Origin of the sequence: Stenotrophomonas sp. WHRI 8082 (assembly GCF_040223995.2) — a bacterium.
In the GTDB taxonomy this organism is placed as follows: Bacteria; Pseudomonadota; Gammaproteobacteria; order Xanthomonadales; family Xanthomonadaceae; genus Stenotrophomonas.
Genome location: NZ_CP167826.1, coordinates 3126773 through 3142298 on the forward strand (window position 1 = coordinate 3126773; position 15526 = coordinate 3142298).

Consider the following 15526-nt stretch of genomic DNA (forward strand, 5'->3'; position numbering starts at 1 on the left):
CGCCGTCATGCACCGCCGTTCAATGTGGGTGGCCGCGCTGTCCACCGTGGTGGAGTGGTACGACTTCACCCTGTACCTGTACTTCGCCACCGTGCTGTCCCGGGTGTTCTTCGGCGGCGGCGAAACCGCGCTGCTGGCCACCCTGGCGGGGTTCGCCGTGTCCTACCTGATGCGACCGCTGGGGGCGCTGTGCTTCGGCCATCTGGGTGACCGTCTCGGTCGTCGCTGGATGCTGCTGGCATCGATGGCCCTGATGGCCGCCGCGATGCTCGCCACCGCATTGCTGCCGACCCATGCCCAGATCGGCGCCAGTGCAGGCGTGCTGCTGCTGGTGCTGCGCTGTGTGATGGCGTTCTCGGTAGGCGGTGAGTACACCGGGGTGGTGGCCTACCTGCTGGAAAGCGCGCCCAGCGGACGGCGTGGTCTGATCACGTCGCTGGCATCGGCGGCCAGTGAAGTCGGTGCCTTGCTGGCGGTGGCGCTGTCCGCGCTCACGGTCGCCTTGCTGCCACAACCTGCGCTGGATACGTGGGGCTGGCGTATTCCGTTCTTCGTCGGTGCGGCGTTGGCGGTGGTGATCCTGCTGGCCCGCTCGGGCATGCACGAATCGCCGGAGTTCGAACGCCAGCAGCGCGAAGGCAGCGTGCCCAGCGCACCGCTGCGGCAGATACTGCGTTCGCATCCGGGCGCGGTCGCGCGTACTTTCGCCATATCGGCACTGGGATCGATCACCTACTACGTGGGCATCACCTACGTGCCCGCGTTCCTGCACGCCAACGGCCGCGGCGAGGGGGAAGCCCTGTGGCTTTCAACCATCGCGGCAGTGGCCGTGATCGCGGCGACGCCCTTGTGCGGTGCGCTGTCCGACCGCTTCGGGCGGCGCCCGATGTTGCTGGTGCTGACGGTGCTGTCTGCACTGCTGCCGTTGTCGATGTTCGGCTGGATGGCGGATGCGTCCACCGCAGGCGTCATCGCTGCAGCGGTAACCCTGGCCTGCGTGGCCGGTGGGATCAGTGCGGTGGCCGCATCGGCCACCGCAGAACAGTTTCCCGGCGAGGGCCGCCTGAGCGGGCTGGCCCTGGGGGTGACCATGGCCACCGCGGTATTCGGCGGCGCCACGCCGTGGCTGGCACAGTGGTGGGTGGAGCGCAGTGGCTGGAATGCAGCGCCCGGCGCGATGATCGCCATCGTCGCGGTACTGGTCCTGCCGGTACTGTGGCGGCTGCCGGAAACGCGTCCGACGCCGATCCGGTAGCGCCGAGCCACGCTCAGCGGACGAACAAAGGCGCCGCGCTGCGCGCTCGCCGAGCATGGCTCGGCGCTACCCGTTACCGATTGCCCGTTACCGCTTGTCGGGATGTGACGTGCTGGCTTACAGCGCCAGTGTCTTTTCGATATCGGCCAGCACGGCGTGGGCATCCACGCCGATGGCGATCGACTGCATGGCCTGGTTGTCCCACACGCTGGGGCCGAAGGACAGGCCGGCCGGCTTGGGGATGGTCATGCCGCGGGCCACGCCGTCGGTCGCCACGCGCACGCTGGCGTGCTCGTACTCGAACAGTTCCGGCCGGGTCAGCGCGATGCAGGCGCAGCAGTCATGCACCACCATGCCCTTGTGACCGGCCTGCAGGTAGAAGTCCACGTAGTCCTGCGACAGCGCACGCACCAGGTCGGCGTCGGCACCACCGACCTCGGCCAGGGCATCGAGTCCATGGCGATCCATCTCCACCTGGGTGGTGACGTCCAGGCCGATGGCGATCAGCGGCCAGTTGGCGGTGAACACGATATCGGCGGCTTCGGCATCGCCCCAGATGTTGGCTTCCGCCGCCGGGGTGATGTTGCCGTTGACATGGAATGCGCCGCCCATGATCACCACGCCGCGCACCAGCGACGCGATCTCGGGTGCTTCGCGCAGGGCCAGGGCGAGGTTGGTCATGCGGCCCACTGCGACCAGGGTGATCTGGCCCGGCTGGGCACGCACCATGTCGATGATCAGCTGATGCGCGCTGCGCGGATCGGCGGCGACGTCCAGCACGGCCGGCACCGGATGATTGCCCAGGCCGTTGTCACCGTGGATGTGCACCGGCCAGGCTTCCGGCTGTGCATCCGGCTGCAGCGGGCCCGCAGCGCCGCGGGCGACCGGCGCATCGAAGCCCCATACCTGCTTGAGGAACAGCGCGTTGTGGGTGGTGGATTCCACGGCGGCATTGCCGAATACCGTGGTCACAGCCAGCAGGTTCACCTGCGGATGCTTGTGCAGGTAAAGCAGGGCCAAGGCATCGTCGACGCCCGGGTCCGTATCGAAAATAACGTTGTGCATCATGGCGTTGTTCTTCTGTTTCGTCGTGATTGTTCGCTGCGTATTGTGTCACGACGGAACACCCGCCAAGCCCACCCCACGGCCAGGTAGAGCCGACTTCAGTCGGCTCAGTCCCACTGCACCCCTCCAACGTAGCTCAATACGTCCAGCGCAGGCTGAAGGCCACGAAGCGCGGCTCGCCGTAGTTGTTGTAGTCCAGGTTCGCCCAGTAGGTCTTGTCCAGCGCGTTGCGCACGCTCACCGTGGCCGTCCAGCTGTCGCTGATCCGGTAGTTGGCGTTGAACTGCACCAGCGCATACGCCGGCTGGTTCACGGTCACCGCGCCACCGGTCGGGTAGGGCACGTTGAACGCCTGCACCTTGCTCTGCCACTGCACGCCGCCACCCAGGGTCAGCCGCTCCCAGGCGCCGCGCAGGCGGACGCTGGTGTTGAGCTGCAGGAAGTCTTCAGGCAGGTTCGCGTACAGCAGGTCGGTCGCAGCGCGGGTCACCTTCACGTGGGTGAAGCCGGCGTTGACCGTCCAGCCGGGCAGGATCTCGCCGTTGAGGTCCAGCTCCCAGCCCCGTGCCTTGGTGCCGTTGATGCCGATGAAGGCCGAGCTGCCATCGCTGAGCGAGCCTTCCGGCACGCTGGCGTCACGCACCGCGTAGTTGTCCTGCTTGGCCTCGAACACGGCCGCGTTGGCGGTGAACCGGCCCTCCATCCACTGCGATTTGATGCCCGCTTCCACGTTGGAGCCTTCCACCGGCGCGAGCAGGTTTTCGTTGCGGTCCTTGTAGTTCTGCGGATTGAAGATCTCGGTGTAGCTGGCGTAGCCGGAAACGTTCGGCGTCACGTCATACACCAGGCCCACGTACGGCGTGACTTCGTCATCCACCTTGTACGCGCCGCTGGTGGCGGTATAGGTGTTGGCGACGTTGTAGGCCCGGGTGCGGGTCTCCCACGAACTCAGCCGCGCGCCGGCGATCAAGGACAGCGGGTCGGCCAGGCGCAGGCGGGTGGAGGCATACACACCGCGTTGGGTGGTACGCGCATCGCGGTGTGCCCCGGTCCGGCGCACGATCAACTCCGGCGCGTCGCCGTTCCAGGTGTTGATATCGGGAATGTCGTAGCGCCAGCCCGCCGTCGGGCTCATCGTCCACGCAGTGGACTGCAGGTCGGAGAAGCTGCCACCCAGCACGACATCGTGCTCGCGGCCAAACAGGGCGAAGGTGCCGGACAGGTACACGTCCACGCCCTTGCGGGTGTCGTCGGTCTCACCGGCAGCGCCCAGCAGGTACACGCCTGCGCCGGTGGTCGGGTCCGGGTAGCCGCTGCCGTACACGCGCACGTTCTGCACGTTGCCGCGGGTGTAGGCGGTGTTGACCTTCAGCAGCCAGTCCTCGCCGAAACGCTGTTCCAGGTTGGCGAACGCGGTGCTGGTCTGGCGCTGCCAGCGGGTCCAGTGCGGGGCCATGTTGGTGCTGCGCGGCAGGTGCGCGAAGCTGCCGTCACTGTTGAAGAACGGCACCGTGCCCCAGGTCGAGCCGACCGGGTTGTTGTCCTGGGTCTGGAAGCCGACGGTGACCGTGGTCGACTCGGTCAGGTCACCTTCCAGCACCGCCATGCCGGACATCTTGTCCTCGCTGTAGCGGTCGTAATAGAAGTCTTTGTCCTGATACGCCGCGACCACCCGGCTGCGGAAGCGGCCATCGGCGGTCAGCGGCGCGTTGACGTCGGCCTGCATGCGGCGGAAGTCCCAAGTGCCTGCGCTGACCGCGAAGGAGGCGTCGAAATCCTTGCCCGGCCGCTTGCGCAGCAGATTCACGGTGGCGGATGGCACGCCGGCGCCGCTGAGCAGGCCGTTGGCACCGCGGATCACTTCAATGCGGTCATAGAAGGCGGTGTCGTATTCCTGGTTGGTCGAGCCGCTGTACGTGGGCAGGCCGTCGACCTGGAAGTCGGTGATCGCAAAACCGCGCGCGTAGTACAGCGGGCGCTGGGTGTCGTAGAACGAGACATTGACGCCGGTGACGTTGCGCATCACGTCGTTGATGCTGAACAACGACTCGTCCTGCAACCGCTCCAGGCCGATCACGGTGGACGACTGCGGGGTTTCCTGCAGGCTGATCGGCAGCCGCGTGGTGCTGGACGGGGCGGCCTTGCTGCCGTGCACGCTGACCTGGTCGAGGGTCTTGGCACTGGCTGCGGCACTGGCGTCGGCCGCGGTGTCGGCCATGGCCGGTACGGCGGTCAGGGCAGCGAGCAGCGCGATGGCCAGCGGCGCGGGTCGGAACGAGGAAGAGGCGGTCATGGCGGTTTCGCGGAAGGGTGGGGTAGTCGGACGGGCGCAAATGTAAATGATTATCGAAAACCTTACAATTCGCGATTGGGTTCGGGCGACGAACGGTCGTGTCCGCGCTCGACCGCCAGGGCCGCCAACGAAAACGGCCACCCGAAGGCGGCCGTCTCGATAGATCACTTTGGCAGGCCTTACAGCGCCTGCAGCTCCTCGTTCTTGTTGCGCTTCACCTGCGGCGGCTCGGGCGCTTCGGCCGGGCGGGCCACCGTGGCGGGGATGGCGGCCGGCTGGATCACGTCCGCCGGCACATCCAGGAAGGGCAGCTTCAACGCCTGGCTGGTCAAGGTGCGGATCTCGTTGGTCAGCGCCGGGCTCTCGTTGAGCTTGCGGCCATACGACGGGACGATCTCGCGAAGACGCGCTTCCCAGCCGGCTTTCATCTCTTCCGGGAAGGCCTTGGCCATCAGGTCGAGCATGATCGGCGGCGAGGTCGAGGCGCCCGGCGAGGCCCCCAGCAGGGCGGCCAGGGTGTGATCCTTGTCGGTCACGATCTCGGTACCGAACTGCAGCACCGGGCCCTTCTCCGGGTCACGCTTGATGATCTGCACGCGCTGGCCGGCGGTGACCAGCGTCCAGTCTTCACGCTTGGCGTTGGGGAAGTACTTGACCAGCTCGGCCTGGCGGTCGTCGTCGTTCAACTGCGCCTGGCTCATCAGGTACTTCACCAGATCCAGGTTTTCCGCGCCCACGTTCAACATCGGGGCCACGTTGTTGTGGGTCACCGACGAGTAGAGGTCGAACCACGAGCCGTGCTTGAGGAACTTGGTGCTGAACAGCGCGAACGGTCCGAACAGGACCACCGGCTTGCCATCGAGCTTGCGTGCATCAAGGTGCGGCACGGACATCGGCGGCGAGCCGGTCTCGGCCATGCCGTAGGCCTTGACGCTGTGGCGCGAGGCGATGTCGGCACCCTGGAAGGCGAGGAACTGGCCGCCCACCGGGAAGCCGCCGTAGTTCTTGGCTTCCGGAATGCCCGACATCTGCAGCAGCTTCAGGGCCGCGCCGCCGGCACCGATGAAGACGAAACGCGAGTGGGTGGTGGTCTCGTTGCCGGACGCAAGGTCCTTGACGGTCACGTTCCAGGTCTTGTCGTCGTTCTGGCGCAGCGCGGTGACTTCATGGCCCAGGTGCAGGCCGAAATTCGGGCTGCGCTTCAGGCCATCGGTGAGCTGGCGGGTGATGACGCCGAAGTTCACGTCGGTGCCCAGCGGCATCCAGGTAGCAGCGACTTTCTGCTTCGGGTCGCGGCCTTCCATCAGCAGCGGAGCCCACTGCTTGATCTGCGCCGGATCTTCGGAGTACTGCATGCCGTAGAACAGCGGATTCTTGACCATCGCCTGCTGGCGCTTGTGCAGGAAGTTGATGTTGTCGTCGCCCCACACGAAGCTCATGTGCGGGGTGGCATTGATGAAATCGCTGGGCTGGCTCAGGCGGCCTTCGCGCACCTGGTGCGACCAGAACTGGCGCGAGACCTCGAACTGTTCGGCGATGCCGACCGCGCGCTTGGTCTCGATGCTGCCGTCCGGAAGCTCCGGGGTGTAGTTCAGCTCGGCGAACGCGGAATGCCCGGTACCGGCATTGTTCCAGCCATCGGAACTTTCTTCGGCCACGCCGTCGCGGCGCTCGTACACCTGTATGTTCCAGTCCGGCTGCAGTTCCTGCAGATAGGTCGCCAGGGTGACGCTCATGATGCCGGCGCCTACCAGGACTACGTCAACGGGCTTGTCGTTGCTGGCCGCCGGCACCGAGCGCTGGGTCAACGGCCAGTACAGGAACAGTACCGACGTCACCAACAGCAGCACGAGCAGGGCGACTAAAGCCTTGCCAAATTTCTTCATGGGAACGATTCGTTTGGGGAGGGAATCAGGATGCGTGCCGGCCAGGGGCGGCGCGTGAAGACGCGTCAGCAGGCGGCCGCCTACGGCGTCCAGTGACGTATTTTACCCGTTTGTGGTCCTGATTTGGTGCGACGCAGCATCCTGCCCGTGGCTGGATCAGCGTTTGCGGCGGATCAGGGCCGTCGATGCGCCCAGCACCGCGCGGGTCAGCAGCGCCATGGTCTGCACGTCGCCTTTCCAGTGCTGCCAGTACAGCGGAACGTCCTCCCACGCGCGCTGGCGCACGTAGACCAGCCGACCGGCATCGAGGTGGCGCTTCACCAGCGGCAGCGGATTCATCGTCCAGCCCAGCCCGCCCAGGTTGGCCTGGACGAACGCGCGGGTGGAGGGAATCCACCACGTCGGCGCCGTGTTGGGCACCTCGACCCCGGCCATCCGCCGTGCGAACCGGGCCTGCATGTCGTCCTTGCGGTTGAATACCAGGACCGGGGCCTGCGCCAGCGCCTGGGCGCTCACCCCCTTGCCGAAATGCCGGTCGCGGAAAGCCGGGGTGCACGTGGCGGCATAGCGGATGCTGCCCAAGGCGTGGATCTGGCAGCCCTGCACCGGCTCATCCAGCGTGGTCACCGCGCCCAGCACCGTGCCCTGGCGCAGCAGCTCCACGGTGTGGTCCTGGTCTTCCACGCGCAGGTCCAAGGTGGTGCCGGTGACCTGTGCGAACTGCTGGGCCGCTTCCGGGAACCAGGTTTCCAGGCTGTCATGGTTCACCGCCACCGGGATGCTGGCCTGCGGCAGGTCTTCGTCGGCAAGCCCCATCCGGTGCAGCGCGTCGTGCTCCAGCAGGGCCGTCTGTTCGGCCAGCTGCACCAGCACCTGGCCCTCGGCGGTGGCGGTGGCCGGTGCGCCGCGTTTCACCAACAGCCGACCGACGCGGTCCTCCAGCGCTTTGACGCGCTGCGACACCGCGGAGGCTGTGACATTCAGCGATTGGGCGGCGCGATCGAAGCTTCCCTCGCGTATTACGGCGGCAAGTGCACGCAGCTGGGCATGGTCAACGCGCATCGCAATTAAGTTCCGCTAAAGAGGCTTAAGTAAGTTTAGCTTTTCTTGAGCGTGCTGCAACGCGACAATACGCGCCGTACCCCGGTGCTGTCCGCCTTCGCGAGGCACCGCCCACCCGCATTACAAGGTTGCCCTCATGTTCTCTCTCATCTCCGCCAGCACCGGCCTTGCGGCTTGGTTCAGTGGTGCCGCTACCGGCATCGGCCTGTTTGCCGTGGTTGGTGCACAGAGCGCTTTCATCCTGCGCCAGGGCATCCTGCGCAAGCACATCGTGCCGGTCGTGGCGACCTGCGCGGCGATCGATGCGGTCTTCATCTTCGCCAGCGTGGCCGGCCTGCGCACCCTGATCCAGGCAGCGCCGTGGCTGACCAGCGCGGTGCTGTGGACCGGTGTCGCCTTCCTGGCCTGGTACGCGCTGAAGTCCGCGCGCCGTGCCATCGCCGGTGGCGGTGGCATGGGCGAAGCCGAAAGTGATGACGGCAGCCGCCGCGCCGTGCTGATGGCAGCGGTCGGTTTCTCGCTGATCAATCCGCATTTCTGGCTGGACATGATGGTCATCGGTTCCATCGCGGAAAACTTCGGCAACGACCGCATGGCATACGCCGCCGGTGTGGTCACCGCCAGCTGCATGTGGCTGACCGCGCAGGGCCTCGGCGCCCGCCTGCTGGCACCGTTGTTCAACAAGCCCGGTACGTGGCGCGTGCTGGATGGCACCATCGCGGTGATCCTGAGCATTCTTGCCCTCACCCTGGCGGTGCGCGGCGTCAACTGATTCCACTCTCTCTCCAGAACGTGGTTTAAGGGGCGGCATCGGCAACGATGTCGCTCTTTTTTTGCAGATACCCTGATTCCCAATTCGTTCACGTGCCGTTTACAATCGTGGCGTGGCGGACATGCTGTCTGCAGAACGGGGATAAGGATGCGCAAGACGATGCTCGCGGCAATGATCGCCCTCCTGGCGACGCCGCCGATGGCCGACGCGGCCGAGGTGAACCTGGACCATTTCCTGCGCCGGGACGCCTTCACCGATATCAAGCTGTCGCCGGGTGGCGAGTATTACGCCGCGACCATACCGTTCGAAAAGGAGACCGCGCTGGCGATCCTGCGTGTGGCTGACGGCAAGCTGGTGGGCCAGTTCATGCCACCGCAGCACAACCACGCTTACCGCTTCGACTGGGTCAGTGACGACCGGGTACTGATCGAGCTGGCGCAGAAACTCGGTTCGCTGGACATGCCGCAACGCACCGGTGAGTTGTATTCGCTGCGCGCGAATACCTCCAGCGGCCAGCTGCTGGTCGGTTACCGGGTTGATGCGCAGGAGACCGGGTCGCATATTTCAGGCAAGAAGGCCGAGCGCGTGGCCGCCTTCCTCACCGACGACCTGCCGGCTGACGACCGCAACGTGCTGATCGCCGTGTCGCCGTTCACTGCCGATCCCTACACACGCCTGGAAAAAATGGACGTCAGCACCGGCCGGCGCACGCCGGTTACCCGCTCGCCGGTGCGCCGTGGCAGCTTCACCACCGACGGGCAGGGCCAGGCCCGCTTCGTTCATGGGGCCGGTGCGGACAACGTCAACAAGCTGTTCTACCGCGAGCGCAATGGTGCCAGCTGGGCGATGATCAACGACGAAGCCGTGACCGGCCGGATCGAGGATGCCATCGGCTTTTCGGCAGACGGCACGCTGGCGTACCTGCAGATCGAGCAGGCCGACGGCCCGGACAAGATCGTCAGCTGGAACCCGGCCACCGACGAACGCAAGGACGTGCTGCAGGACCCGGTGGTGGATCCGTCGCGGATCATCCATCGTCCAGGCACGGCCATTCCGGTGGGTGCGCTGTTTCTGGGCGACACGCCGCGCACGCGCTTCTTTGATGAGACGTCGGCCGATGCGCGGCTGTACCGCAGCCTGGAAAGTGCCTTCGACGGCAACGCCGTGTATGTCACCTCGAGCACGCGTGATGGCAACAAGGTGCTGGTACAGACTTTTTCGGGCACCAATCCCGGCGATTTCTTCATCTACGACCAGAAGGCGAAGGCGGCCGAGCACGTGGTCAGCCGCAGCCAGTGGATCGATCCGGCGCAGGCCGCACCGGTCCGCGCTGTCACCCTCAAGGCCCGCGACGGCATGGTCCTGCATGGCTTCCTGACCACCCCGCCCGGTGGTCCATCGCGCAACCTGCCCACGGTGGTGATGCCGCATGGCGGACCCTTCGGCGTGTTTGATGAGGGCGCCTACGACGTGCAGTCGCAGATGCTGGCCGCTGCTGGCTATGCGGTGCTGCAGCTGAACTTCCGCGGCTCGGGCAACTATGGCCGCGCGTACAAAGCGGCCGGTGCGCGGCAATGGGGCGGTGCCATGCAGGACGATGTGACCGATGCCACGCGCTGGGCGATCAGCGAGGGCATCGCCAACAAGGGAAAGATATGCATCTACGGCGCAAGCTACGGTGCCTATGCGGCGCTGATGGGCGTGGCCAAAGAGCCCGGCCTGTATAAGTGCGCAGCCGGCTATGTCGGGGTCTACGACCTGCCGATGATGCATGCCCGCGGCGACATCCAGCAGCGCGATTCGGGCGTGAACTACCTGCGCGAGTGGGTAGGCGAGCCGGCAACGCTGGCGGCGGTATCACCGGTCAATCTGGCCCAGCAGATCAAGGTGCCGGTCTTCCTTGCCGCCGGTGGCGAGGACGAGCGCGCCCCGATCCAGCACACCCAGCGCATGGAGGCCGCCCTCAAGCGTGCCGGCGTGCCGGTGCAGAGCCTGTATTACCCCCGCGAAGGCCACGGCTTTTATGTCGATGCCAACCGCCGCGAGTACTACGGCAAGCTGCTCACCTTCCTCTCGCAGAACCTCGAAAAAGGGGACGGAGGGAATTAATCTCAATTAATTACCTCCGTCCCCTTTATTTGACGCCGTGCATCATGCGCCGCAGCAGCGGCGCACAGGCGAAGGCGATCACCGCGCAGCCCAGCCCGATCCACATCAACAGCCAGAACAGGTGGGCGTAGCTGGCTGACGCGGCGACGATGTCCAACGTCTCGCCTTCGGGTACTTCGATGGCGGCCAGTTTGCCGAACAGGGCCGCCAGCGTTTCGGAAAACGCGGTGGCCAGGAACCAGGTGCCCATCATCAGGCTGACCACGCGCGGCACCGCCAGCTGGCTGACCGCCGACAGGCCCACCGGCGACAGGCACATCTCGCCACTGGCCAGCAGGAAGTACGCCAGCACCAGCCACCACACGCTGGCCATCTGGCCGGTTTCGCCGACCTGCTGTGCGGCCAGCGCCAACGGCACGAAGGAGAGCGCGCCGATCACCAGGCCGATCGCGGATTTGTACGCCTTGCCCGGTTCGGCGCGACGGCGGTCCAGCCACGCCCACAACAGCGCGAACAACGGCGCCAGCAGCACCAGGAACAGGCTGCCGAGGTAGGTCAGCGAACCGGCGGTCTGCGGTATGACCAGGCAGTCGCGCACCAGCAGCATCACCATCACCAGGCCGATGGCAATGAACATCCGCCGTGGCAGCGCCGAGCCGGGATGGCGATCGGACAAGCGCGCGCTGACCACGAAGCCCAGCGGTGCCAACACCAGCGAGAGGATGGACCACGGCAGCGGGGTGCCATCGCGGATCACCAACGCGGGCACGATGTCCTTGGTCAACAGGCGGTCGGTGAAGGTGACCCATGACCCGTACGACTGCTCGTACAGGGTGAAGAACACCAGTGCCATGGCGATCAGCGCCATCAGCGCGATCATCTGCTGGCGTTGCACCGGCGTGCACTGGGTGCCGGTGAACCAGGCAAACCACAGCAGCACACCGCCCAGCACGACGATCATCAGCAGCAACGCCAGGCTGATCTCGCCACCGAGCGCGAAGGCCCCGTTGCCGGCGGCCCACATCAGCCAGGCGATCGGCAGCACGGCGATCACCGCGCCGGCGTAGATCAGCCACTCCCGTGGCAGGCCGAGCACGCGGTCTTTCAATGAGGCCGGATCGCGCGGCTCGGCCAGCCCATGCAGGTATTTCTGGCCCCACAGGAACATGCCCAGGCCGATCAGCATGCCGATGCCGGCGGCACCGAACCCGTATTTCCAGCCGTAGGCTTCCCCCAGGAAACCGCAGATCAGCGAGGCGAACAGGGCGCCGAGGTTGATGCCGGCGTAGAACAGCGAGAAGCCGGAGTCGCGACGCGGATCGTTCTCGGCATACAGCTTGCCGACGATGGTGGAGATGTTCGGCTTGAGGAAGCCGACGCCCATGATGATCAGCGCCAGCGACAGGTAGGTGATGGACAACGCGCCCGTATCACGCACCACCTGGCCGTCGCGTACGTAGGCCGCGTGGCCTTCGAAGGCCATGCCCAGGTGCCCCAGCACCAGCAGCACACCGCCGAACAACACGGCCCGGCGCATACCCAGCCAGCGATCGGCGAGCAGCCCGCCGAACACCGGGATGCAGTAGACCAGTCCGCCATACGCGCCCAGGAGGTCCAGCCCGGCCTTGTCGCCGAACAGGTGGTACTTGGTGAGGTAGAGCAGCAGCAGCGCCTTCATCCCATAGAAGGAGAAGCGCTCCCACATTTCGGTGAAGAAACAGACGTAGACGCCCTTGGGGTGGCCGAGGAAGTCGTCGGAGGCAGTGGTGGTCATCGGGCAGAGTATGAGCCCGTTACAGATACCTCAGCCAGAGCAGATCCTTGCGTCGTGCCTTCAGGGCAGCAAACGCGCGCGTGGGCAGGTACAGCAGCAGCGCCAATGCGGTGCTGATCAACAGCAGGGCGGCCACCGATTCCACCGCGAACAGGGGCCCGTTGGTGGGCCCCCACAGTGCCAGCGCGCCCAGGTACATCAGCTTCAGCACATACAGGTGCAGCAGATAGAAGAACATCGGTGCCGCGCCGATCCGCGCCAATGGCTGCAACGCGGCGGCCACGGCAGGTACTTCGTACAGGCGCAGCAACAGCAGCCCGACGCCGAGCGTGGCCAGCAGGAACAGCAGCGAGGGCGGGTACTTGGTGATGTTGACGATGCTCATCAGCGTCCGCAGCGCGGTGTCCTGCACCTGCCACGGTGCATCGCCATACCCATTGAGCGCGCGCAGCATCACGAACGCGGCCAAGGCGCCGATGCCGCCCATCAGCAGCCAGTGCTGGCGCTGTGCAGCCGGCCGGCCGTTGGCGAACCACGGTCCCATCAGGTAGCCCAAGGTGATCACGCCGATCCACGGCAGCAGGGGGTACGAGGTGCGCAGGCGCAGCCCGTCACCGAGTGCGATCCAGTCGCGCTGGTGCAGCACTTTCCACAGGGTCGCCACGATGCCGTTGCCGTCCATATGCACACCGTCCAGCAGGTTGTGCCCGGCGACCAGCAGTACGGCCAGCGGCAGCAGCACCGCACGCGGCAGCCACACCAGCCCGGCCAGCGCGATCATGCTCAGGCCGATCACCCAGATCACCTGCAGGTAGATCGTGTCCGGCGGGAACTGGAAGGTCCACGCGAAGTTGACCAGGGTCAGCTCGAGCACCACCAGGAACAGGCCGCGCTTGAACAGGAAGCCGGCGATGGCGCGCCGGGGATCGGCCTGTCGCTGGCCGTAAAGCCACGCCGACAGCCCGGTCAGCAGCACGAACACCGGCGCACACAGGTGGGCCAGCAGGCGGCAGGCGAACAGCGCCGGCGACACCGTGCCGACATCCATTGGGTCGCTGACCTGGTACTGCATGAAGAAGGTTTCGCGCACGTGGTCGAGCAGCATCAGCAGCATCACGGTGCCGCGCAGCTGGTCGATCGACGCCAGCCGGGTGGAAACAGAAGGGGGCATACGGACGGCAGGAAGGGGTTGGGAAAGGATATAACATATCATTTTGGAGGTGTGCCGAGCCAGTCTTCCTGCGTGCGCGCGCTGGACTTGCCGCAGCCCGGACGCTAGCGTTGCAGGGATTTTTTTCGTATCAGGGGCTTCAATGAACAACGTCGCTGCGCCCAAGCAGCTCACGTTCCGCGCGGTGGTGCTTTCCATCGTGCTGGCCGTGGTGCTGTCGGCCGCCAACGCCTATCTGGGTCTGTTCGCAGGCCTGACCATCGCTACGGCGATTCCTGCCGCAGTGATCTCCATGGGCGTGCTGCGCCTGCTCGGCGGCGGTTCCATCCTGGAAAACAACATCGTGCAGACCGGTGCGTCTGCCGGCTCGTCGATCGCTGCCGGTGTGATCTTCACCATCCCGGCGCTGGTGATCATGGGCTACTGGCCGGACTTCAAGTACTGGTGGGTGCTCGGCATCGCCGGTCTGGGTGGTCTGCTGGGCGTGCTGTTCTCGGTGCCGCTGCGGCGCTCGATGATCGTCGAAGATCCACTGCCGTTCCCGGAAGGAAAGGCCGCGGCCGAAGTGCTCAAGGCCGGTGAGAACCCCGGGCCGGGCATGAAGATTCTTGCCGTGTCGGCGGTGATCGGCGCCGTGGTCAAGGTCGCCGCCGCCAGCGGCCTGCGGCTGATTCCCGACGCGTGGGCCACCGCGGCCTACGTGGGCAGCTCCAAGGTCACCGCGTTCATCGGCACCAACCTGTCGCCGGCATTGCTGGGCGTGGGCTACATCGTTGGCCTCAACGTCGGCATCGTGGTAGTGGGCGGCTCGATCCTCACCTGGCACATCGCCATTCCGATCTACCAGGCGTTCTTCCTCAACACCGACCCCGCCCTGGCCGCGTCCATCGCCACAGCATCGGCCACCGATGCGGCCTTCGCCATCTGGGGCGCGAAGATGCGCTACCTGGGCGTGGGCGCCATGCTGATCGGTGGCATCTGGACCCTGTTCTCGCTGCGCAAGTCGCTGCTGAGCGGCGTCAAGAGCGGCTTCGCCGCAGCCCGCAAGAGCACTGGCCCGGCCGTCGCCGAGACCGAGCGCGACCTGCCGATGAAGTGGATGCTCGTGGCGCTGGTGGTGTTCACCCTGCCGCTGCTTGCGCTGTACCAGGCGATCGTGGGCCAGTGGCATGTGTCGATCCCGATGACCATCATCATGATCGTCGCCGGCTTCCTGTTCGTGTCGGTATCTGCGTACCTGGCCGGCCTGATCGGCTCGTCGAACAACCCGGTGTCGGGTATCACCATCTCCACCATCCTGTTCGCGTCGGCGGTGCTGGTGCTGTTGCTGGGCAAGGACGGCCTGACCCCGGTCGGCGCCTTCGGGGCCCCGCTGGGTGCGGTCGCGGCGATCATGATCGGCGCGGTGGTGTGCTGCGCTGCTGCCGTGGGCGGTGACAACCTGCAGGATCTGAAGGCCGGTTACATCGTCGGCGCTACCCCATGGAAACAGCAGCTGATGCTGGGCATCGGCGCGTTCTCGTGCGCGCTGATCATGGCCCCCGTGCTGAACCTGCTGGCTACCGCCTACGGCATCGGTGCGCCGACGCCGGAACATCCCAACGCGCTGGCCGCACCGCAGGCCAACCTGATGGCGTCGGTGGCCCGTGGCCTGTTCGGCGGCGAGCTGCCGTGGAACTTCATCATCATGGGCGCCGTGGTGGGTGCGGCGATCATTGCCCTGGACGAGTGGCTGAAAAAGACCGGCAAGCGCTTCCGCGTGCCGGTGCTGGCGGCCGCCATCGGTATCTACCTGCCGCTGGAACTGATGGTGCCGATCTTCCTCGGCGGCCTTATTTCCCATCTGGTGGAACGCTTCCACAAGATCCGCGCTGAAGACGAAGAGGGCCGTGACCGCGTGCACCGCCCGGGCGTGCTGTTTGCCGCCGGCCTGATCACCGGTGAAGCCCTGATGGGCATCGCCATCGCCGTGCCGATCGTGGTCAGTGGCCGCGCCGACGTGCTGGCGGTTCCGGTCACGCTGCCGGCTGCGCAGTGGATCGGGCTGGCCGTGCTGTTCCTGGTCGGCTGGCTGATCTACCGCACCGGCAAGCGCGCCAGCGCTGCCTGATCCCGTGCTGATCCGGGGTCGGATCCCGT

At 66.0% G+C, this 15526-nt stretch carries 10 protein-coding genes; 4 read left to right on the forward strand and 6 right to left on the reverse strand.

All coding sequences use genetic code 11. The annotated features are described in order from the left end of the window. Positions 1-7 precede the first annotated feature (7 nt). The gene (locus ABRP17_RS13600; RefSeq protein ID WP_349984583.1) at positions 8-1255 is read left to right on the forward strand and encodes an MFS transporter; all 1248 of its coding nucleotides are present in this window, start codon (positions 8-10) and stop codon (positions 1253-1255) included. Positions 1256-1372: 117 nt separating this feature from the next. Here ABRP17_RS13600 and ABRP17_RS13605 read toward each other — a convergent pair whose 3' ends face one another. The 4 genes from ABRP17_RS13605 to ABRP17_RS13620 form a co-directional block, all read right to left on the reverse strand. Further along, positions 1373-2320: a nucleoside hydrolase gene (locus tag ABRP17_RS13605; RefSeq protein ID WP_349984768.1), complete on the reverse strand. Its 948-nt coding sequence runs from the start codon at positions 2318-2320 to the stop codon at positions 1373-1375. Between the two features lie 136 nt (positions 2321-2456). Further along, positions 2457-4613, reverse strand: coding sequence for a TonB-dependent siderophore receptor (locus tag ABRP17_RS13610; RefSeq protein WP_349984582.1), 2157 nt, complete (start codon positions 4611-4613; stop codon positions 2457-2459). Positions 4614-4792: 179 nt separating this feature from the next. Next, complete coding sequence (mqo, locus tag ABRP17_RS13615) at positions 4793-6499, reverse strand: malate dehydrogenase (quinone) (protein ID WP_192081424.1); 1707 nt, start codon at positions 6497-6499, stop codon at positions 4793-4795. 156 nt (positions 6500-6655) lie between these two features. Then, a complete protein-coding gene (locus ABRP17_RS13620; RefSeq protein WP_188326476.1) occupies positions 6656-7561 on the reverse strand; it encodes a LysR family transcriptional regulator ArgP in 906 nt (301 codons plus the stop codon). A gap of 136 nt (positions 7562-7697) precedes the next feature. On the opposite strand from ABRP17_RS13620, the gene ABRP17_RS13625 reads away from it, so the two are divergent. Together ABRP17_RS13625 and ABRP17_RS13630 are read left to right on the forward strand one after the other, a co-directional pair. Then, a complete protein-coding gene (locus ABRP17_RS13625) occupies positions 7698-8333 on the forward strand; it encodes a LysE/ArgO family amino acid transporter (RefSeq protein WP_188326477.1) in 636 nt (211 codons plus the stop codon). Positions 8334-8480: 147 nt separating this feature from the next. Continuing rightward, positions 8481-10442, forward strand: coding sequence for a prolyl oligopeptidase family serine peptidase (locus tag ABRP17_RS13630; protein ID WP_349984581.1), 1962 nt, complete (start codon positions 8481-8483; stop codon positions 10440-10442). 25 nt (positions 10443-10467) lie between these two features. Here the strand turns inward: ABRP17_RS13630 and ABRP17_RS13635 are convergent, their stop codons facing one another. Then, complete coding sequence (locus tag ABRP17_RS13635) at positions 10468-12216, reverse strand: oligopeptide:H+ symporter (RefSeq protein ID WP_349984580.1); 1749 nt, start codon at positions 12214-12216, stop codon at positions 10468-10470. A gap of 19 nt (positions 12217-12235) precedes the next feature. Further along, positions 12236-13387, reverse strand: coding sequence for a heparan-alpha-glucosaminide N-acetyltransferase domain-containing protein (locus ABRP17_RS13640; protein ID WP_349984578.1), 1152 nt, complete (start codon positions 13385-13387; stop codon positions 12236-12238). A 142-nt stretch (positions 13388-13529) separates the two neighbouring features. On the opposite strand from ABRP17_RS13640, the gene ABRP17_RS13645 reads away from it, so the two are divergent. After that, entirely contained in the window at positions 13530-15497 is a 1968-nt protein-coding gene (locus ABRP17_RS13645; RefSeq protein WP_349984577.1) for an OPT family oligopeptide transporter, read from the forward strand. Positions 15498-15526: the final 29 nt, after the last annotated feature.